The organism is Streptomyces sp. NPDC023527 (assembly GCF_055560115.1).
In genome coordinates, this window is the sequence record NZ_JBVHJJ010000007.1 from 307,853 (window position 1) to 327,979 (window position 20,127).

19 protein-coding genes are annotated in these 20,127 nt (G+C 71.2%); 17 read left to right on the forward strand and 2 right to left on the reverse strand.

Features of this window, described 5'->3' with window-relative positions:
- Positions 1–37 precede the first annotated feature (37 nt).
- The 15 genes from pgsA to ACZ303_RS16850 all read left to right on the forward strand — a co-directional run bounded on the left by pgsA (position 38) and on the right by ACZ303_RS16850 (position 15,556).
- Positions 38–697 (forward strand): phosphatidylinositol phosphate synthase, encoded by a 660-nt coding sequence (pgsA, locus tag ACZ303_RS16780; protein ID WP_467339507.1) that lies wholly within the window; start codon positions 38–40, stop codon positions 695–697.
- The gene (locus tag ACZ303_RS16785) at positions 694–1,587 is read left to right on the forward strand and encodes a phosphatidylinositol mannoside acyltransferase (RefSeq protein WP_467339509.1); all 894 of its coding nucleotides are present in this window, start codon (positions 694–696) and stop codon (positions 1,585–1,587) included. Before pgsA ends, ACZ303_RS16785 begins: the two co-directional genes overlap by 4 nt.
- Positions 1,584–2,756 carry a glycosyltransferase family 4 protein gene (locus tag ACZ303_RS16790; protein WP_467339511.1) on the forward strand — a complete coding sequence of 391 codons (1,173 nt, stop codon included), beginning with the start codon at positions 1,584–1,586 and terminating at the stop codon, positions 2,754–2,756. The genes ACZ303_RS16785 and ACZ303_RS16790 overlap by 4 nt, the downstream gene beginning before the upstream one ends.
- 157 nt (positions 2,757–2,913) lie before the next feature.
- A complete protein-coding gene (locus tag ACZ303_RS16795) occupies positions 2,914–3,456 on the forward strand; it encodes a LemA family protein (protein WP_467339513.1) in 543 nt (180 codons plus the stop codon).
- An 84-nt stretch (positions 3,457–3,540) separates the two neighbouring features.
- Positions 3,541–4,452, forward strand: a complete 912-nt coding sequence (pdxS, locus tag ACZ303_RS16800; RefSeq protein WP_467339514.1) for a pyridoxal 5'-phosphate synthase lyase subunit PdxS — start codon at positions 3,541–3,543, stop codon at positions 4,450–4,452.
- Between the two features lie 72 nt (positions 4,453–4,524).
- Complete coding sequence (gene pdxT / locus ACZ303_RS16805) at positions 4,525–5,130, forward strand: pyridoxal 5'-phosphate synthase glutaminase subunit PdxT (protein ID WP_467339516.1); 606 nt, start codon at positions 4,525–4,527, stop codon at positions 5,128–5,130.
- A gap of 111 nt (positions 5,131–5,241) precedes the next feature.
- Positions 5,242–5,994 (forward strand): YebC/PmpR family DNA-binding transcriptional regulator, encoded by a 753-nt coding sequence (locus tag ACZ303_RS16810; protein WP_467339518.1) that lies wholly within the window; start codon positions 5,242–5,244, stop codon positions 5,992–5,994.
- A gap of 128 nt (positions 5,995–6,122) precedes the next feature.
- The gene (ruvC, locus tag ACZ303_RS16815) at positions 6,123–6,686 is read left to right on the forward strand and encodes a crossover junction endodeoxyribonuclease RuvC (protein WP_467339520.1); all 564 of its coding nucleotides are present in this window, start codon (positions 6,123–6,125) and stop codon (positions 6,684–6,686) included.
- Positions 6,683–7,306, forward strand: a complete 624-nt coding sequence (gene ruvA, locus ACZ303_RS16820) for a Holliday junction branch migration protein RuvA (protein ID WP_467339522.1) — start codon at positions 6,683–6,685, stop codon at positions 7,304–7,306. Before ruvC ends, ruvA begins: the two co-directional genes overlap by 4 nt.
- A 154-nt stretch (positions 7,307–7,460) precedes the next feature.
- Positions 7,461–8,531 (forward strand): Holliday junction branch migration DNA helicase RuvB, encoded by a 1,071-nt coding sequence (gene ruvB, locus ACZ303_RS16825; protein WP_467339524.1) that lies wholly within the window; start codon positions 7,461–7,463, stop codon positions 8,529–8,531.
- 162 nt (positions 8,532–8,693) lie between these two features.
- Positions 8,694–9,188: a preprotein translocase subunit YajC gene (gene yajC / locus ACZ303_RS16830; protein WP_467339526.1), complete on the forward strand. Its 495-nt coding sequence runs from the start codon at positions 8,694–8,696 to the stop codon at positions 9,186–9,188.
- Between the two features lie 150 nt (positions 9,189–9,338).
- Complete coding sequence (gene secD / locus ACZ303_RS16835; protein WP_467339528.1) at positions 9,339–11,147, forward strand: protein translocase subunit SecD; 1,809 nt, start codon at positions 9,339–9,341, stop codon at positions 11,145–11,147.
- Position 11,148: 1 nt separating this feature from the next.
- The gene (gene secF / locus ACZ303_RS16840; RefSeq protein ID WP_467339529.1) at positions 11,149–12,267 is read left to right on the forward strand and encodes a protein translocase subunit SecF; all 1,119 of its coding nucleotides are present in this window, start codon (positions 11,149–11,151) and stop codon (positions 12,265–12,267) included.
- Complete coding sequence (locus ACZ303_RS16845; protein WP_467339531.1) at positions 12,264–12,830, forward strand: adenine phosphoribosyltransferase; 567 nt, start codon at positions 12,264–12,266, stop codon at positions 12,828–12,830. The genes secF and ACZ303_RS16845 overlap by 4 nt, the downstream gene beginning before the upstream one ends.
- Before the next feature lie 158 nt (positions 12,831–12,988).
- Positions 12,989–15,556 (forward strand): RelA/SpoT family protein, encoded by a 2,568-nt coding sequence (locus ACZ303_RS16850; protein ID WP_467339533.1) that lies wholly within the window; start codon positions 12,989–12,991, stop codon positions 15,554–15,556.
- Between the two features lie 67 nt (positions 15,557–15,623).
- Here the strand turns inward: ACZ303_RS16850 and ACZ303_RS16855 are convergent, their stop codons facing one another.
- On the reverse strand, positions 15,624–16,853 hold the full coding sequence (locus tag ACZ303_RS16855; RefSeq protein ID WP_467339535.1) for a DUF349 domain-containing protein: 1,230 nt from the start codon (positions 16,851–16,853) through the stop codon (positions 15,624–15,626).
- A 256-nt stretch (positions 16,854–17,109) separates the two neighbouring features.
- On the reverse strand, positions 17,110–17,931 hold the full coding sequence (locus tag ACZ303_RS16860; RefSeq protein ID WP_467339537.1) for a peptidylprolyl isomerase: 822 nt from the start codon (positions 17,929–17,931) through the stop codon (positions 17,110–17,112).
- A gap of 184 nt (positions 17,932–18,115) precedes the next feature.
- Here ACZ303_RS16860 and ACZ303_RS16865 point away from each other — a divergent pair, with 184 nt between their 5' ends.
- Together ACZ303_RS16865 and hisS are read left to right on the forward strand one after the other, a co-directional pair.
- Entirely contained in the window at positions 18,116–18,850 is a 735-nt protein-coding gene (locus tag ACZ303_RS16865; protein WP_467339539.1) for an MBL fold metallo-hydrolase, read from the forward strand.
- Positions 18,851–18,860: 10 nt separating this feature from the next.
- On the forward strand, positions 18,861–20,123 hold the full coding sequence (gene hisS, locus ACZ303_RS16870) for a histidine--tRNA ligase (RefSeq protein WP_467339541.1): 1,263 nt from the start codon (positions 18,861–18,863) through the stop codon (positions 20,121–20,123).
- Positions 20,124–20,127 lie beyond the last annotated feature (4 nt).

A 20,127-nucleotide genomic window follows, 5' to 3' on the forward strand; every position in this document is an offset into this window, starting at 1 on the left:
CTGACCACCCGGCCCGATACGACCCTCCGGGAAGGCCATGCTGAACAAGTACGCGCGTGCGTTCTTCACGCGTGTTCTCACGCCGTTCGCCGCCCTGCTCATCCGCCTGGGCGTCAGCCCCGACGCGGTCACCCTCATCGGGACCGGCGGTGTGATGGCGGGTGCGCTGGTCTTCTACCCCCAGGGCGAGTTCTTCTGGGGCACGGTCACCATCACCCTGTTCGTCTTCTCCGACCTGGTCGACGGCAACATGGCCCGCCAGCTCGGCCGCTCCAGCCGCTGGGGCGCGTTCCTCGACTCCACCCTCGACCGGGTCGCCGACTCGGCGATCTTCGGCGGCCTCGCCCTCTGGTACGCCGGACGCGGCGACGACCTCGCCCTGTGCGCGGTCGCGATCTTCTGCCTCGCCAGCGGCCAGGTCGTCTCGTACACCAAGGCCCGCGGCGAGAGCATCGGCCTGCCCGTGAACGTCAACGGCCTCGTCGAGCGCGCCGAGCGGCTCGTCATCTCGCTGGTGGCGTGCGGCTTCTCCGGACTGCACAAGTTCGGCGTCCCGGGTATCCAGATCCTGCTGCCCATCGCCCTGTGGATCGTGGCCCTCGGTAGCCTCGTCACCCTGATCCAGCGAGTGGTGACCGTGCGCCGCGAGGCGGCCGAGGCCGACGCGACGCCGGTCCAAGGGGGTGGTGCCGGGTGAGGGAGAAGCTGACCGACGCGCTGTACGGGCTCGGCTGGGGAACGGTGCGCAAGCTCCCCGAACCCGTCGCCGTACGGCTCGGACAGCGGATCGCCGACATCGCCTGGAAGCGGCGCGGCAAGGGCGTGCTGCGCCTGGAGGCCAACCTCGCCCGGGTCGTGCCCGACGCGGGCCCCGGGCGGCTGGCCCAGCTCTCGCGGGCCGGCATGCGCTCGTACATGCGCTACTGGATGGAGTCCTTCCGGCTGCCCGCCTGGAGCGCGGACCGCATCCGCGACGGCGTCGGCATCCAGAACACGCACTACCTGGAGGAGGGCCTGGCCTCCGGGCGCGGCGTCGTCCTCGCCCTGCCCCACATGGGCAACTACGACCTCGCCGGCGCCTGGGTCCCCACCGCGCTCGGGGTGCCCTTCACGACCGTCGCCGAGCGACTGAAGCCCGAGAGCCTCTACGACCGGTTCGTCGCCTACCGCGAGGGGCTCGGCATGGAGGTCCTGCCGCACTCCGGCGGCAGCGCCTTCGGCACCCTCGCCCGGCGGCTGCGCGCCGGGGGACTGGTCTGCCTGGTCGCCGACCGTGATCTGTCCTCCTCCGGCGTGGAGGTGAAGTTCTTCGGCGAGGCGACGAAGATGCCCGCCGGACCCGCGATGCTCGCCGTGCGGACGGGCGCGCTGCTGCTGCCCGTCACCCTCTGGTACGACGGGCCGCTGATGCGGGGGCACATCCACGCGCCCGTCGACGTCCCCGAGACCGGCACCCGGCCCGAGAAGGCCGCGGCGATGACCCAGCGACTGGCCGACGCGTTCGCCTCCGGCATCGCCGAGCACCCGGAGGACTGGCACATGCTCCAGCGGCTGTGGCTCGCCGACCTCGGGAAGGAGACGCCGTGAGGATCGGGATCGTCTGCCCGTACTCCTGGGACGTCCCCGGCGGGGTCCAGTTCCACATCCGGGACCTGGCCGAGCACCTCATCCGGCTCGGCCACGAGGTCTCCGTGCTGGCACCGGCGGACGACGAGACGCCGCTGCCGCCGTTCGTCGTCTCCGCCGGCCGAGCCGTCCCCGTCCCGTACAACGGCTCCGTCGCACGGCTGAACTTCGGCTTCCTCTCCGCCGCGCGCGTCCGGCGCTGGCTGCACGACGGCGACTTCGACGTCATCCACATCCACGAGCCCACCTCCCCCTCGCTGGGCCTGCTGGCCTGCTGGGCCGCGCAGGGCCCGATCGTGGCGACCTTCCACACCTCCAACCCCCGCTCCCGGGCGATGATCGCGGCCTATCCGATCCTCCAGCCCGCCCTGGAGAAGATCCGCGCCCGCATCGCCGTGAGCGAGTACGCCCGCAGGACGCTGGTCGAGCACCTCGGCGGCGACGCCGTCGTCATCCCCAACGGCGTCGACGTGGACTTCTTCGCCCGGGCCGAGCCCAAGGCGGAGTGGCAGGGCGGCCCCGACGGCGCGACGATCGGCTTCATGGGCCGGATCGACGAGCCCCGCAAGGGACTTCCCGTCCTGATGCGCGCCCTGCCCAGGATCCTCGCCGAGCGCCCCGGCACGCGGTTGCTGGTCGCCGGGCGCGGCGACGAGGAGGAGGCCGTCGCGTCCCTGCCCGTGGAGATGCGCGAGCGCGTGGAGTTCCTCGGCATGGTCAGCGACGAGGACAAGGCACGGCTGCTGCGCAGCGTCGACGTCTACGTGGCCCCCAACACCGGCGGCGAGTCCTTCGGCATCATCCTCGTCGAGGCGATGTCCGCGGGCGCGCCCGTCCTCGCCAGCGACCTGGACGCGTTCGCGCAGGTCCTCGACAAGGGCGCGGCCGGCGAACTCTTCGCCAACGAGGACGCGGACGCGCTGGCCACCGCGGCCCTGCGCCTGCTGGGCGACCCCGCGTACCGCACCGCGCTGAGCGAGCGCGGCTCCGCGCACGTACGCCGCTTCGACTGGTCCCGGGTCGGGGCGGACATCCTGGCCGTGTACGAGACGGTGACGGCGGGCGCGGCCTCGGTGGCGGCGGACGAACGCACGGGGCTGCGGGCGCGGTTCGGGCTGGCGCGGGACTGAGGGTCCGGTGTCCACGATCGGACGGGCTCGGATTCAGGCGGACCCGATCCAGCCCGTCCGGGGGCACCTCCCAGCGGTAGCCGGGGGAGCTTGAGGACCGGGGTCCGGGGCGGAGCCCCGGTGGGCAAGCCGTCAGTGACCGGTAACGTGGCGCCGCGTGACCACACTGATCTGGATCGTCGCCGCACTCGTCGTCATCGGCGTCTATCTGAGCTGGACCGCGGGCCGCCTGGACCGGCTGCACAGCCGCATCGACGCGGCCCGCGCCGCCCTCGACGCCCAGCTGCTGCGGCGCGCCTCGGTCGCCCAGGAGCTCGCCACCGCCGGGGTGCTCGACCCGGCGGCCTCGATCGTCCTCTACCAGGCCGCCCACGCCGCCCGGCAGGCGGAGGAGGAGCACCGCGAGGTCGCCGAGAGCGAGCTCAGCCAGGCGCTGCGGGCCGTTTTCGCGGAGGCCCCGCAGGTGGAGGCCGTACGGGAGGCGCCGGGCGGCGAGGAGTCGCTGTCGGAGCTCGGCGGGGCCGTCCGGCGGGTGCCGATGGCCCGGCGGTTCCACAACGACGCGGTCCGCGCCGCGCGGGCCGTCCGCAAGCACCGCGTGGTGCGCTGGTTCCGGTTGGCGGGCCACGCGCCGTTCCCGCTGGCAGTCGAGATGGACGACGAACCGCCCGCCGTGCTGGGCGACCGGACAGGCCACTGACCTCGAATTGGCTCTTTTTCCGGTGACCCCGCCACGGATTGGATGAGGTCGCAGCTTTACCGCCCTTGATAGTGAGGTCACCACGTGTCCAGCACGACCCCGAACGCCACCAGCCCCGAGACCGGCACCGCGCGCGTCAAGCGCGGCATGGCCGAGCAGCTCAAGGGCGGCGTGATCATGGACGTCGTCAACGCCGAGCAGGCGAAGATCGCCGAGGACGCCGGCGCCGTGGCGGTCATGGCTCTGGAGCGGGTCCCGGCCGACATCCGCAAGGACGGCGGCGTGGCCCGGATGTCCGACCCGAACATGATCGAAGAGATCATCGGCGCCGTCTCCATCCCGGTCATGGCCAAGTCCCGCATCGGCCACTTCGTCGAGGCCCAGGTCCTGCAGTCCCTCGGCGTCGACTACATCGACGAGTCCGAGGTCCTCACCCCGGCCGACGAGGTCAACCACAGCGACAAGTGGGCGTTCACCACCCCCTTCGTCTGCGGTGCCACCAACCTGGGCGAGGCCCTGCGCCGCATCGCCGAGGGCGCGGCCATGATCCGCTCCAAGGGCGAGGCCGGCACCGGCAACGTCGTGGAGGCCGTCCGTCACCTGCGCCAGATCAAGAACGAGATCGCCAGGCTGCGCGGCTTCGACAACAACGAGCTCTTCGCCGCCGCCAAGGACCTGCGCGCCCCGTACGAGCTGGTCAAGGAGGTCGCCGAGCTCGGCAAGCTGCCCGTCGTCCTCTTCTCCGCCGGTGGCGTCGCCACCCCCGCGGACGCCGCGCTGATGCGCCAGCTCGGTGCCGAGGGCGTCTTCGTCGGCTCCGGCATCTTCAAGTCCGGTGACCCGGCCAAGCGCGCCGCCGCCATCGTGAAGGCCACCACCTTCTACGACGACCCGAAGATCATCGCGGACGCCTCCCGCAACCTCGGCGAGGCCATGGTCGGCATCAACTGCGACACCCTCCCCGAGTCGGAGCGCTACGCCAACCGCGGCTGGTAATTCCGCTGTCCTCCGGTGGGCGGCCCGCGCTTCACGGGCCGCCCACCGCCGCAATGCTGTGAGAGGTACCCCGTGACAACCTCCGTCGACAACCCCGTCATCGGCGTGCTCGCCCTTCAGGGTGACGTCCGCGAGCACCTGGTGGCCCTGGCCGCGGCCGACGCCGTCGCCCGCCCGGTCCGCCGCCCCGAAGAGCTCGACGGCCTCGACGGCCTGGTGATACCCGGCGGCGAGTCCACCACCATGTCCAAGCTGGCGGTCGCCTTCGGGATGCTGGAGCCGCTGCGCGAGCGGGTCCGCGCCGGGCTGCCGGTCTACGGCACCTGCGCCGGCATGATCATGGTCGCGGACAAGCTGCTGGACGGCCGCGAGGACCAGGAGACGCTCGGCGGCATCGACATGATCGTGCGCCGTAACGCCTTCGGGCGGCAGAACGAGTCCTTCGAGGCGACCATCGACGTCGCCGGCGTCGACGGCGGCCCGGTCGAGGGCGTCTTCATCCGCGCCCCCTGGGTCGAGTCCATCGGCGCGAGCGCCGAGGTGCTGGCCACGTACGACGGTCACACGGTGGCCGTGCGCCAGGGCAACGTGCTGGCGACCTCCTTCCACCCCGAGCTGACGGGCGACCACCGGGTGCACGGCCTCTTCGTCGAGATGGTGCGCGCGGCGCATCAGTAAGGTGCGCGCGTCACCGCCCCTTGAGGGGTGGTGGTTGGGAGACGGGTGGGCCTGTCCCGGTAGGATCTCAGTCGTTCGTTGCAGAATTGGTTACGCGAAGGAGACAGGCGGATGTCCGGCCACTCTAAATGGGCTACGACGAAGCACAAGAAGGCCGTGATCGACGCCAAGCGCGGCAAGCTCTTCGCGAAGATGATCAAGAACATCGAGGTGGCGGCCCGCACGGGCGGCGCCGACCCGGCCGGTAACCCGACGCTGTTCGACGCCATCCAGAAGGCGAAGAAGAGCTCGGTCCCGAACAAGAACATCGACAGCGCGGTCAAGCGCGGTGCCGGTCTCGAAGCGGGCGGCGCCGACTACGAGACCATCATGTACGAGGGCTACGGCCCGAACGGCGTGGCCGTGCTCATCGAGTGCCTCACCGACAACCGCAACCGCGCCGCCTCCGACGTGCGCGTCGCCATGACCCGCAACGGCGGCTCGATGGCCGACCCCGGCTCGGTGTCGTACCTCTTCAACCGCAAGGGCGTCGTCATCGTCCCCAAGGGCGAGCTCACCGAGGACGACGTCCTCGGCGCGGTCCTGGACGCGGGTGCCGAGGAGGTCAACGACCTCGGTGAGAACTTCGAGGTGCTCTCCGAGGCCACCGACATGGTCGCGGTGCGCACCGCGCTCCAGGAGGCGGGCATCGACTACGACTCCGCCGAGGCCAACTTCGTGCCCACCATGCAGGTGGAGCTCGACGAGGAAGGCGCGCGCAAGATCTTCAAGCTGATCGACGCGCTGGAGGACAGCGACGACGTGCAGAACGTCTTCGCCAACTTCGACGTCTCCGACGAGGTCATGGCCAAGGTCGACGCCTGACGCGTCGTCTGGCACACGGTCCCTTCCGACGGGCCGACGGGACACCACCCGTCGGCCCGTCGGCGTGATCGGGCGTTGTCAGTGGCAGCGGATAGTCTGCGAACAGACGACTGAAGGAGGGGGCGTTGATGCGCGTACTGGGCGTGGATCCCGGCTTGACCCGGTGCGGCGTCGGTGTGGTGGACGGCGTCGCCGGCCGGCCCCTGCGCATGGTGGGTGTGGGAGTGATCCGCACCCCGGCGGACGCCGAGGTCGCCGATCGCCTCGTGCTCATCGAGCGCGGCATAGAGCAGTGGCTGGACGAGCACCGCCCCGAATTCGTCGCCGTGGAGCGGGTCTTCAGCCAGCACAACGTCCGTACGGTCATGGGCACCGCGCAGGCCAGCGCGGTCGCGATGCTCTGCGCCGCCCGGCGCGGGCTGCCCGTCGCCCTGCACACCCCCAGCGAGGTCAAGGCCGCCGTCACCGGCTCCGGCCGGGCCGACAAGGCCCAGGTCGGCTCCATGGTCACCCGCCTGCTGCGACTGGACGCGCCCCCCAAGCCGGCCGACGCCGCCGACGCGCTGGCCCTGGCCATCTGCCACATCTGGCGGGCCCCGGCGACCAACCGCCTCCAGGAAGCCGTGGCCGCCCACCGCCGCACCCCGCGTCCCCAGGACGCCGTCGTACGAACCCTGAAGGGCAGCGCATGATCGCCTTTGTCTCCGGCCCGGTCGCGGCCCTCGCCCCGGACACCGCCGTCGTCGAGGTCGGCGGCGTCGGCATGGCCGTCCTCTGCACGCCGAACACCCTCTCCACCCTCCGCATCGGCCAGCACGCCAAGCTCGCCACCTCCCTGGTGGTGCGCGAGGACTCCCTGACCCTCTACGGCTTCGCCGACGACGACGAGCGCCAGGTCTTCGAGCTGCTCCAGACCGCCAGCGGCGTCGGCCCGCGCCTCGCCCAGGCCATGCTCGCCGTCCACACGCCGGACGCCCTGCGCCGCGCGGTCGCCACGGGCGACGAGAAGGCCCTCACCGCGGTCCCGGGCATCGGCAAGAAGGGCGCGCAGAAGCTGCTGCTGGAGCTGAAGGACCGGCTCGGCGAACCGGTCGCCTCCGGCGGAGTCGCCCGGGGCGGTGCCTCCGCCGCCGCGGGCTGGCGGGAGCAGCTGCTCGCCGCGCTGGTAGGCCTCGGATATGCCGCCCGTGAGGCGGAGGAGGCGATGGCGGTGGTGGCGCCGCAGGCCGAGGCGGTCACCGCCGGCGGCGGCACGCCGCAGGTCGGCCAGCTGCTGCGGGCGGCGCTGCAGAGTCTGAACCGCGCGCGCTGACCGTGGGCTCAGCCCAGCCCGATCAGCCCGTCCGGGGGCACCTCCCAGCGGTAGCCGGGGGGATTGAGGACCGGGGTCCGGGGCGGAGCCCCGTTCAGGAACCGGCGGCCCGACCCCGCCGCACCGCACCATCACCGACCGTGAGGTTCAACCCGTGAACTGGGACGACGAGTCCGCACCCGCCGCCGCCGAGCGACTGGTGGCGCCCGCCGCCGACGGCGAGGAAACCGCCGTCGAAGCCGCCCTCCGCCCCAAGGACCTCCGCGAGTTCGTCGGTCAGGAGCGGGTCCGCGAGCAGCTGGACCTGGTCCTCAAGGCCGCCCGCGCCCGGGGCGCCACCGCCGACCACGTCCTGCTCTCCGGCGCGCCCGGTCTCGGCAAGACCACCCTCTCCATGATCATCGCGGCCGAGATGGGCGCCCCCATCCGCATCACCTCCGGCCCCGCCATCCAGCACGCGGGCGACCTCGCCGCGATCCTCTCCTCCCTCACCGAGGGCGAGGTGCTGTTCCTCGACGAGATCCACCGCATGTCCCGGCCCGCCGAGGAGATGCTGTACATGGCGATGGAGGACTTCCGCGTCGACGTCATCGTCGGCAAGGGCCCCGGTGCCACCGCCATCCCGCTGGAGCTGCCGCCCTTCACCCTCGTCGGCGCCACCACCCGCGCCGGCCTGCTGCCGCCCCCGCTGCGCGACCGCTTCGGCTTCACCGGGCACATGGAGTTCTACGTCCCCGCCGAGCTGGAGCGCGTCATCCACCGCTCCGCCCGCCTCCTCGACGTGGAGATAGACGCCGCCGGAGCCGCCGAGATCGCCGGGCGCTCCCGCGGCACCCCCCGTATCGCCAACCGCCTCCTGCGCCGGGTGCGCGACTACGCCCAGGTCAAGGCCGACGGGGTGATCAACCGCGAGACCGCCGAGCAGGCCCTGGACGTCTACGAGGTCGACGCCCGCGGCCTCGACCGGCTCGACCGCGCCGTGCTCACCGCCCTGCTCAAGCTCTTCGGCGGCGGCCCCGTGGGGCTCTCCACCCTCGCCGTCGCAGTGGGCGAGGAGCGCGAGACGGTCGAGGAGGTCGCCGAGCCCTTCCTCGTACGGGAGGGTCTGCTGGCCCGTACGCCCAGGGGCCGGATCGCGACCCCGGCGGCCTGGACGCACCTCGGTCTGGTGCCGCCCCAGCAGGCCGCGGGCGGCCCCGGACAGGGGGGACTCTTCGGCGGATGACGGCGCGGGTGCTGGTCCGCTCAGGAACCCCGGTGCCATGCTGGGCGTTGTTCCATAGGCGCGGACTCGCTTAGACTCCGCCGATGCCCGTCCGTACAGGCGCGGCATACCACCCCCGTAGACCAGGCCGCCCCCGCGGTCGTGTGAAGGAAACCCCGTCCCGTGAATATCGTGACTCTCCTGCCGTTCATCGTGCTTATCGGGGCCATGTTCCTGATGACCCGGTCGGCCAAGAACAAGCAGCGCCAGGCGGCGCAGATGCGCGACCAGATGCACCCGGGCACCGGTGTGCGGACGATCGGCGGCATGTACGCCACCGTCAAGGAGGTCAACGACGACTCCGTCCTCCTGGAGATCGCCCCGGGCGTTCACGCGATCTACGCGAAGAACGCCATCGGTGCCGTCCTGGAGGACGCGGAGTACAACCGCATCGTCCACGGGATCGAGCCGGACGAGTCCGAGACCCCTGTCGTCCCGGACGACGCCTCGTCGCTGACCGAGGACGCCGACGCCGCCCCGGCCGAGAAGAAGATCGACCTCGGCAAGGACGCCGCCGGCGACGCCGAGGCCGGTGCCGCGGACAAGGCCGAGGACGCCGACAAGGCCGAGGACGCGAAGCGGGACGGCAAGAAGGACGGCGACACCGACGCGAAGTAGCCCCTTCAGGGAACCGCGGAGCACCGCACGAGCGGTGCGCCGCGGTTCCCTTACGGTCTAGGCTCCGGCGGGGGGCAGGTCCCCACAACACTTCGTGGCCGCCCGGCGAAACACCCGACGCCGGGCGGTTGGACAGGGAGAAACGACAAGGTGGCAGCACCGAAGAAGGGCCGCAGGTCCCCGGGCGGCCAGGGCAGGCCGGGCCGCGTCCTGGCCCTGATCCTGATCGCCATGGTGGCGCTCACCGCGGGGATGTTCGCCTCCGGGCGCACCACCCCGCGACTGGGTATCGACCTCGCCGGGGGCACCAGCTTCACGCTGGAGGCGAAGAACGAGCCCGGCAAGCCCAACGCGATCAACCAGACCAACATGAACACGGCCGTCGGCATCATCGACCGCCGTGTCAACGGTCTCGGTGTCTCCGAGGCCGAGGTCCAGACGCAGGGCGAGAAGCACATCATCGTGAACATCCCCAAGGGGACGAACGCGAAGCAGGCCCGCGAGCAGGTCGGAACCACCGCCAAGCTGGGCTTCCGCCCCGTGCTGAGCGTGGCCGACGGTGCCAAGACCCCCGAGCCGGCCCCCAGCTCCTCCGCCTCCGGCAAGGACAAGGCCGACAAGGGCGCCGACAAGAGCAAGGACGACAAGAACAAGCCGTCCGGCTCCCCGTCGGCCTCCGCCTCCGCCAAGACGCAGGGCCGGGCCGTCACCGACGCGCTCAAGGCGGACGGCACGCCGTCCCCCAAGGCGAGCGCCTCCGTCGGCGGCGACAAGGCCAAGGACGACAAGGCCGACGACAAGGCCAAGGACGAGGGCGCCAAGAAGGACGACAAGTCCAAGAAGGACCCCACGCCGTCCCCCGCCGACGTCGCCGCCCTGGACTGCTCCACCAAGGACGGCCGCTCCAAGGCGAGCAAGGCCGCCGCGCGCGCCCCGCTCACCGACGTGATCGTCGCGTGCAAGAAGGACGGCACGGCCAAGGAGATCCTCGGCCCGGTGGCCGTGGAGGGCACCGGGGTCAAGGACGCCGACGCCGTCTTCGACAGCCAGCAGGGCAAGGGCTGGATCGTCCAGCTGAAGTTCACCTCGGGTGGTTCCAAGAAGTTCGCCGACGTCACCGGCCAGCTGGCGACCAAGCAGCCCCCGCAGAACCAGTTCGCGATCGTCCTGGACGGCGAGGTCGTCTCCGACCCCTCGGTCTCCAGCTCGATCTCCGGCGGACAGGCGGAGATCTCCGGCGGCTTCACCCAGGAGAGCGCCCGCGACCTCGCCAACATCCTGTCGTACGGCGCCCTGCCGCTGTCCTTCGACGTCGCCACGGAGACCACGGTCACCGCCGCGCTCGGCGGTGAGCAGCTGCGCGCCGGTCTGATCGCCGGTGCCATCGGCCTCGCGCTCGTGATCATCTACCTGGTGGCGTACTACCGCGGTCTCGCGCTCGTCGCCCTCGCCAGCCTCCTGTGCTCGGCGATCCTCACCTACACGATCATGGTGTTGCTCGGTGAGGCCATCCAATTCGCGCTGAACCTGCCGGCGGTCTGCGGCGCCATCGTCGCGATCGGCATCACCGCCGACTCCTTCATCGTCTACTTCGAACGCATCCGGGACGAGATCAGGGAGGGCCGGACCCTGCGCCCGGCCGTGGAGCGGGGCTGGCCGCGTGCCCGCCGCACCATCCTGGTCTCCGACTTCGTGTCCTTCCTCGCCGCCGCGGTGCTCTTCATCGTCACCGTCGGCAAGGTCCAGGGCTTCGCGTTCACCCTCGGTCTGACCACCCTCCTCGACGTGGTCGTGGTCTTCTTCTTCACGAAGCCGCTCATGACGCTCCTCGCGCGCCGCAAGTTCTTCGCCAGCGGCCACCCGTGGTCCGGGCTCGACCCCAAGCGGCTCGGCGCCAAGCCCCCGCTGCGGGCCTCCCGCCGTCGCCCCACCGCCCCCGTCGACCCGAAGGAGGCGTGAGATGTCCAAGCTCGGCAACCTCGGCGCCCGGCTCTACCGCGGTGAGGTCGGCTACGACTTCGTCGGCAAGCGGAAGATCTGGTACGGCATCTCGATCCTGATCACCATCACGGCCATCGTCGGCCTGGCGGTGCGCGGTCTGAACATGGGCATCGAGTTCTCCGGTGGCGCGGTCTTCAACACCACCAAGACGTCCGTCTCGGCCGAAGCGGCCAAGCAGACGGTGGAGGAGACCTCCGGCCACACGGCCATCGTCCAAAAGCTCGGCAACGGCACGCTGCGCGTCCAGGTCAGCGAGCTCACCACCGAGCAGTCCCGCACCACCCAGCAGGCCCTGGCCAAGAAGCTGGACGTCCCGCTGGACAAGGTCAACACCGACATCGTCGGCCCCAGCTGGGGTGACCAGATCGCCAACAAGGCATGGACGGGCCTGGCGGTCTTCATGATCCTCGTGGTGATCTACCTGGCGATCGCCTTCGAGTGGCGCATGGCGCTCGCCGCCCTCATCGCCCTGATCCACGACCTCACCATCACCGTCGGTGTGTACGCACTGGTCGGCTTCGAGGTCACCCCGGGCACCGTGATCGGTCTGCTGACCATCCTCGGTTACTCCCTCTACGACACCGTCGTCGTCTTCGACGGTCTCAAGGAGGGCGCGAAGGACATCACCAAGCAGACCCGCTTCACCTACAGCGAGATCGCCAACCGCAGCCTCAACGGCACCCTGGTGCGCTCCATCAACACCACCGTCGTGGCGCTGCTCCCGGTCGCCGGCCTGCTGTTCATCGGCGGCGGCTTCCTCGGCGCGGGCATGCTCAACGACATCTCGCTCGCCCTGTTCGTCGGCCTCGCGGCCGGCGCGTACTCCTCGATCTTCATCGCCACCCCGCTGGTCGCCGACCTCAAGGAGCGCGACCCGCAGATGAAGGCCCTGACCAAGCGGGTGCGGGCCAAGCGCGCCTCCGCCGCCGCCAAGGCCGAGTCGGGCGTCGAGGTCGAGGCGTACGACGAAGGCTTCGAGGACGACGAGCCGGAGGACGCGCCGCCGGCCGGCGTCGTCCGCCAGGGCTCGAACCGCAGCCGCGGTGGCCGCGGCCGTTCGTCGGGCAAGCGCCGATGAGCGCCGTGAGCGTCGGCACCGCCGACCAGAAGCTGCGCGACCTGCTGCTCTCGCACATCCACGATGTGCCGGACTACCCCAAGCCGGGCGTGATGTTCAAGGACATCACCCCGCTGCTCGCCGACGCCGAGGCGTTCGGCGCGCTGACCGACGCGCTCGCCGGACTCTGCGAGCGGTACGGCGCGACCAAGGTCGTCGGCCTGGAGGCCCGCGGCTTCATCCTGGGCGCGCCGGCCGCCGTCCGCGCCGGGCTCGGCTTCGTGCCCGTGCGCAAGGCGGGCAAGCTCCCGGGAGCGACGCTGGCCCAGGCGTACGACCTGGAGTACGGCACCGCCGAGATCGAGATCCACGCCGACGCCGTGGGCGCCGGCGACCGGGTCCTGGTCATCGACGACGTCCTGGCCACCGGCGGCACGGCGGAGGCTTCGCTGAAGCTGATCCGCCGGGCCGGGGCCGAGGTGGCCGGCGTCGTGGTGCTGATGGAGCTCGGTTTCCTGCCCGGCCGCGAGCGGCTGGCGGGGGAGCTCGGCGGAGCGCCGCTGGAGGCGCTGATCACCGTCTGATCGCACGATCGGCCTCATGGGGCGGGCACCGGGGAAGACCCGGTGCCCGCCCCATGTTGTGCGGGGCACAGGCGGGCGCGCGGCGGTCACCCGCCGTGGCTCGATACCATGGCAGTCCCGGACCTGATCGGGGGGCCGGACCCGCATGAGGAGTGCTCTTGCCAGACGAGGCCCAGCCGCTCACCGCCGCACAGCCGGACAAGCCGTCTCCCGAGGCCGCGGCGGCCGCGGGCACGCCCCAGGGCCGCCCGCAGAGCGCCCCTGAGCCCAAGGGCGCCCCCGGCGCCCCGGAGGCCCCTGCCCTCCCCAACGGCCAGGCGCGCCCCACGCCCGCCCCGGCCACCCGCCCCACCGCCGACAAGCCGGCCGGCGGCGCCCCCGCGGGCGCCTCACCCGTTCGGCCCACTCCCACGCCGGGAACCCCGCCCCGCTCCGGCTCCTCCAGCCGGGTCCGGGCCCGCCTCGCCCGTCTGGGCGTCCAGCGCTCCAGCCCGTACAACCCGGTGCTGGAGCCGCTGCTGCGGATCGTCCGCGGAAACGATCCGAAGGCCGACGCCACGACCCTGCGCCAGCTGGAGCGCGCCTACCAGGTCGCCGAGCGCTGGCACCGCGGCCAGAAGCGCAAGAGCGGCGACCCGTACATCACCCACCCCCTCGCGGTGACCACGATCCTCGCCGAGCTGGGCATGGATCCGGCCACCCTGATGGCCGGGCTGCTGCACGACACCGTCGAGGACACCGAGTACGGCCTGGACGACCTGCGCCGCGACTTCGGCGACCAGGTGGCCCTGCTGGTCGACGGCGTCACCAAGCTCGACCGGGTGCAGTTCGGCGAGGCCGCGCAGGCCGAGACCGTGCGCAAGATGGTCGTCGCGATGGCCAAGGACCCCCGGGTCCTGGTGATCAAGCTGGCCGACCGCCTGCACAACATGCGCACCATGCGCTACCTCAAGCGGGAGAAGCAGGAGAAGAAGGCCCGCGAGACGCTGGAGATCTACGCCCCGCTGGCACACCGGCTGGGCATGAACACCATCAAGTGGGAGCTGGAGGACCTCGCCTTCGCGATCCTCTACCCCAAGATGTACGACGAGATCGTCCGCCTCGTCGCCGAGCGCGCCCCCAAGCGCGACGAATACCTGGCCATCGTCACCGACGAGGTCCAGGCCGACCTGCGCGCCGCCCGCATCAAGGCCACCGTCACCGGCCGCCCGAAGCACTACTACAGCGTCTACCAGAAGATGATCGTGCGAGGCCGCGACTTCGCCGAGATCTACGACCTGGTGGGCATCCGCGTCCTCGTCGACACCGTCCGCGACTGCTACGCGGCGCTCGGCACCGTCCACGCCCGGTGGAACCCGGTCCCGGGGCGGTTCAAGGACTACATCGCGATGCCCAAGTTCAACATGTACCAATCCCTGCACACGACGGTCATAGGCCCCAGCGGCAAGCCCGTCGAGCTGCAGATCCGCACCTTCGACATGCACCGGCGCGCGGAGTACGGCATCGCCGCGCACTGGAAGTACAAGCAGGAAGCCGTCGCCGGGGCCTCCAAGGTCCGCACCGACGTGCCCAAGAACGCCGGCAAGAACCAGGACACCGTCAATGACATGGCCTGGCTGCGGCAGCTGCTGGACTGGCAGAAGGAGACCGAGGACCCGGGCGAGTTCCTGGAGTCCCTGCGCTTCGACCTCTCCCGCAACGAGGTCTTCGTCTTCACGCCCAAGGGCGATGTCATAGCGCTGCCGGCCGGGGCCACCCCGGTCGACTTCGCCTACGCCGTCCACACCGAGGTCGGCCACCGCACCATAGGCGCGCGGGTCAACGGGCGGCTCGTACCACTGGAGTCGACCCTCGACAACGGCGATCTGGTCGAGGTCTTCACCTCCAAGGCGCCCGGCGCCGCCCCCTCCCGCGACTGGCTCGGCTTCGTCAAGTCACCGCGCGCACGCAACAAGATCCGCGCCTGGTTCTCCAAGGAGCGCCGCGACGAGGCCATCGAGCAGGGCAAGGACGCCATCGCGCGCGCCATGCGCAAGCAGAACCTGCCGATCCAGCGGATCCTCACCGGCGACTCGCTCGTCACCCTCGCGCACGAGATGCGCTATCCGGACATCTCCTCCCTCTACGCCGCCATCGGCGAGGGTCATGTCGCGGCCCAGGGCGTGGTCCAGAAGCTCGTCCAGGCCCTCGGCGGCGAGGACGCGGCCACCGAGGACATCGAGGAGAGCGCCCCGATCCGCGGCCGCTCCAAGCGGCGCTCCAGCTCCGACCCGGGCGTGGTCGTCAAGGGCGTCGACGACGTGTGGGTGAAGCTGGCCCGCTGTTGCACACCCGTGCCGGGCGACCCGATCATCGGCTTCGTCACCCGCGGCAACGGCATCTCGGTGCACCGCGCCGACTGCGTCAACGTCGACTCGCTCTCGCAGCAGCCCGAGCGGATCATCGACGTCGAGTGGGCGCCGACCCAGTCGTCGGTCTTCCTGGTGGCCATCCAGGTCGAGGCGCTGGACCGCTCCCGGCTGCTGTCGGACGTCACACGCGTCCTGTCCGACCAGCACGTCAACATCCTCTCCGCCGCCGTGCAGACCTCCCGCGACCGGGTGGCCACCTCACGGTTCACCTTCGAGATGGGCGACCCCAAGCACCTGGGGCACGTCCTGAAGGCGGTCCGGGGTGTGGAGGGCGTCTATGACGTCTACCGCGTGACGTCGGCGCGCAGGCCGTAACACCGCAAGCGGACACAGGTAAGGGGCTCCGGCAACAGCCGGAGCCCCTTACCCGTGCGCCGGGGTGTCAGCCGCCGAACTCCTCAAGACCCTTCAGGGCCTGGTCCAGCAGGGCCTTGCGGCCCTCCAGCTCCTTCGTGAGCTTGTCGGCCTTGGCGTCATTGCCCGCGGCACGCGCCTTGTCCGCCTGCTCCTGGAGCTTGTCCACGGCCGCCTGGAGCTGCCCGGTCAGGCCGGCCGCACGGGCCCGCGCCTCCGGGTTCGTACGCCGCCACTCGGTCTCCTCGGCCTCCTGGATGGCGCGCTCGACGGCGTGCATCCGGCCCTCGATCTTCGGGCGGGCGTCCCGCGGCACATGGCCGACGGCCTCCCAGCGCTCGTTGATCGAACGGAACGCGGCCCGCGCCGCCTTCAGGTCCGTGACGGGGAGCAGCTTCTCCGCCTCGACGGCCAGCTCCTCCTTGCGCGTGAGGTTGACCTGCTGCTCGGCGTCGCGCTCGGCGAACACCTCGCCGCGCGCCTGGAAGAAGACGTCCTGGGCGCCGCGGAAGCGGGTCCACAGGTCGTCCTCCGCCTCGCGCTGGGCCCGGCCCACGGCCTTCCACTCGGACATCAGCTCGCGGTAGCGCGCGGCCGTCGGCCCCCAGTCCGTGGACCCGGAGAGCGACTCGGCCTCGGCGACCAGCCGCTCCTTGGCCTTACGGGCGTCCTCGCGCTGCGCGTCCAGCGACGCGAAGTGCGCCTTGCGGCGCTTGGAGAACGCCGAGCGGGCGTGCGAGAAGCGGTGCCACAGCTCGTCGTCCGCCTTGCGGTCCAGCCGGGGCAGGCCCTTCCACGTGTCGACCAGGGCGCGCAGCCGCTCACCGGCCGAGCGCCACTGCTCGCTCGCCGCCAGCTCCTCGGCCTCGGCGACCAGCGCCTCCTTGGCCGTACGAGCCTCGTCGGACTGCTTGGCCTTGGCGGCCTTGCGCTCCTCGCGGCGGGTCTCGACCGTGGAGACGAGCTTGTCGAGCCGTGCCCGCAGCGCCTCCAGATCGCCGACCGCGTGGTGCTCGTCGACCTGCGTGCGCAGGTGGTCGATCGCGGTCATCGCGTCCTTGGCCGAAAGGTCGGTGGTCCTGACCCGGCGTTCGAGGAGGCCGATCTCGACGACCAGGCCCTCGTACTTGCGCTCGAAGTAAGCGAGGGCCTCCTCGGGAGAGCCCGCCTGCCACGATCCGACGACCTTCTCGCCCTCGGCGGTACGCACGTACACAGTCCCCGTCTCATCGACGCGGCCCCATGGGTCGCTGCTCACAGCGCCTCCTCCACATGATGCCGGGGCCGGTGCGCGGCCCCTCGGGCATCGTCCACAGTTGTTCCGGCAGGGCCGCGCCCTGACCGGTCCGACGGCTTGATCGATTGAGTGTCGACCGGGTGCGTTGCAGCCGCCGGAGCAGGCACCCTACACAACGCCAACATAGGCGACCGGCGACCCGGCTGTCCGTATCCCGCGCGACCGGAATTTCGCTGAACGGGCATGGAGAAGCCGGTCGGAAGCCACCGGCGGACCGTCAGGACTTCGTCACCGCCGCCTTGTTGATCACGACGGTGGCGTTCGGGGCGCCGTCGCCCGCACCCGACTGCTCGCCCGCCGCGGCGATCTTCTTGAGTACCTTCATACCTTCGGCGCCGACCTTCCCGAAGGGCGTGTAGTTCGCCGGCAACTGGCTGTCCTCGTAGACGAGGAAGAACTGGCTGCCGCCGGTGTCCGGACCCCGGTTGGCCATCGCGACCGTGCCGGCCGGATACACGCCGCCCTTCAGGGCGGGATCCTTGAGGTTCTCGTCCTTGAGGGTGTAGCCGGGGTCGCCCGCGCCGGTGCCCTTGGGGTCGCCGCACTGGAGCACGGAGATGCCCGCCGGCGACTTCGTCAGGCGGTGGCACCGGGTGTGGTCGAAATAGCCCTGGCCGGCCAGGAAGTTGAAGGAGTTGACCGTGTGCGGGGCCTTGGCCGCGTCCAGCTTCAGGTCGATGGCGCCGCACGTGGTGTCGAGCTTCATCGCGTACGAGCCGGACTCGTCGATGCTCATCTCCGGCTCCGACTTCCACGTCTTCGTGGCCGGCGCGCCCGGGGCGGGCTTGGCGCACGGGTCCGGGCCCTTGCTGGGCGTCGGCGCGGCGGCGTCGGCCGTGTCCTTGGTGGACTTGCCGTCGTCACCCGACAGAGCGCCCGTGGCGAAGGCGGTCGCGCCCGCGGCCAGCACCACCGCGAGACCGGCGGCGATCACCGCGTTCCGGCGGCGCGCCTTGCGCCGGGCCGCCTCCCTGCGCTCCTGCTGCCGCTCGAACTTCTCCCGGGCGAGCTGCCGCCGCCGCTGCTCGTTACTGGCCACCGGGTCGTCTCCTCGTGCCGTCTCGTCCAGGTCGTGAGCCTTGTGTTGCGCGTGTGCCCGTACCGTATACGGGTTCGCGGCGGCGGGAGTGCCGCCGGTAGGCTCTGTAACCGGCCGAGATCCCCGCCGGGGCCCTCGCCGATCCGCTGCTGGAATTTCCGCTGGTCGATCTTTAAGGACGAACGTGCTCATTGCCGGGTTCCCCGCCGGGGCCTGGGGGACCAATTGCTATCTGGTCGCCCCGGCCGCAGGCGAGGAGTGCGTGATCATCGACCCGGGCCACCAGGCCGCCCAGGGCGTCGAGGAAGCACTCAAGAAGCATCGGCTCAAGCCCGTCGCCGTCGTCCTCACCCACGGGCACATCGACCACGTCGCCTCGGTCGTCCCGGTGTGCGGCGCCCACGACGTCCCCGCCTGGATCCACCCCGCCGACCGCTACATGATGAGCGACCCGGAGAAGGCCCTGGGCCGTTCCATCGGCGCGCGGCTCATGGGCGAGCTGACCGTGGGGGAGCCCGACGACGTCAAGGAGCTGACCGACGGCTCCCGGCTGGACCTGGCCGGGATGGAGTTCACCGTCGCGCACGCGCCCGGCCATACCAAGGGGTCGGTGACCTTCCGGATGCCCGCGACCTCCGACATCCCGTCGGTGTTCTTCTCGGGCGACCTGTTGTTCGCCGGCTCCATCGGACGCACCGACCTGCCCGGCGGTGACCACGCCGAGATGCTCCAGTCGCTGGCACGCGTGTGCCTGCCCCTGGACGACTCGACCGTGGTGCTCTCCGGCCACGGCCCCCAGACCAGCATCGGCCGCGAGCGCGCCACCAACCCGTATCTGCGGGACCTGGAAGCAACAGCCGACGACGCGCAACGCGGCCTCGGAAGCGGTCCTACCGCCGCTCCGCGACGAGGAATGTGACGATTTTTCCGTGAGCACCTTCAAGGCCCCCAAGGGCACCTACGATCTGACCCCGCCCGACTCGGCCGTCTTTCTCGCGGTGCGCGAGGCCATCGCCGCGCCGCTCAAGCGCTCCGGGTACGGCTACATCGAGACCCCCGGCTTCGAGCAGGTCGAGCTGTTCTCCCGCGGTGTCGGCGAGTCCACCGACATCGTGACCAAGGAGATGTACACCCTCACCCAGCGCGGCAAGGAACAGCTCGCGCTGCGCCCCGAGGGCACCGCCTCCGTGCTGCGCGCGGCGCTTGAGGCCAACCTGCACAAGGCCGGCAACCTCCCGGTCAAGCTCTGGTACTCCGGCTCGTACTACCGCTACGAGCGCCCGCAGGCCGGCCGCTACCGCCACTTCTCGCAGGTCGGCGCCGAGGCGATCGGCGCCGAGGACCCCGCGCTGGACGCCGAGCTGATCATCCTGGCCGTCGACGCCTACAAGTCGCTGGGCCTGAGGAACTTCCGCCTGCTGTTGAACTCGCTGGGCGACAAGGAGTGCCGCCCCGCCTACCGGGACGTCCTCCAGGACTTCCTGCGCGGCCTCGACCTCGACGACGACACCCGGCGCCGCATCGAGATCAACCCGCTGCGCGTCCTGGACGACAAGCGCGACGACGTTCAGAAGCAGCTCGTCGGCGCGCCCATGCTCCGCGACCACCTGTGCGAGGCGTGCAAGGAGTACCACGAGCAGGTGCGCGCGCTCCTGACCGCCGCCGGCGTCGCCTTCGAGGACGACGAGAAGCTCGTGCGCGGCCTGGACTACTACACCCGCACCACCTTCGAGTTCGTCCACGACGGCCTCGGCTCGCAGTCCGCGGTGGGCGGCGGCGGCCGCTACGACGGCCTGTCCGAGATGATCGGCGGCCCCGCGCTGCCGTCCGTCGGCTGGGCGCTCGGCGTCGACCGCACGGTCCTGGCGCTCAAGGCCGAGGGCATCGAGCTCGACCTGCCGGCCGCCACCCAGGTCTTCGCCGTGCCGCTGGGCGAGGAGGCCCGGCGGGTGCTCTTCGGTCTGGTGACCGAGCTGCGCCGGGCGGGCGTCGCCACCGACTTCGCGTTCGGCGGCAAGGGCCTGAAGAACGCCATGAAATCGGCCAATCGCTCGGGCGCCCGCTTCGCGCTCGTCGCGGGCGAGCGGGACCTGGCCGAGGGCCTGGTGCAGCTCAAGGACCTGGAGAGCGGCGAACAGACGGCCGTGGCCGTCGACACCGTCGTGAGTGAACTCCTGGCTCGGCAGGGCTGATTGT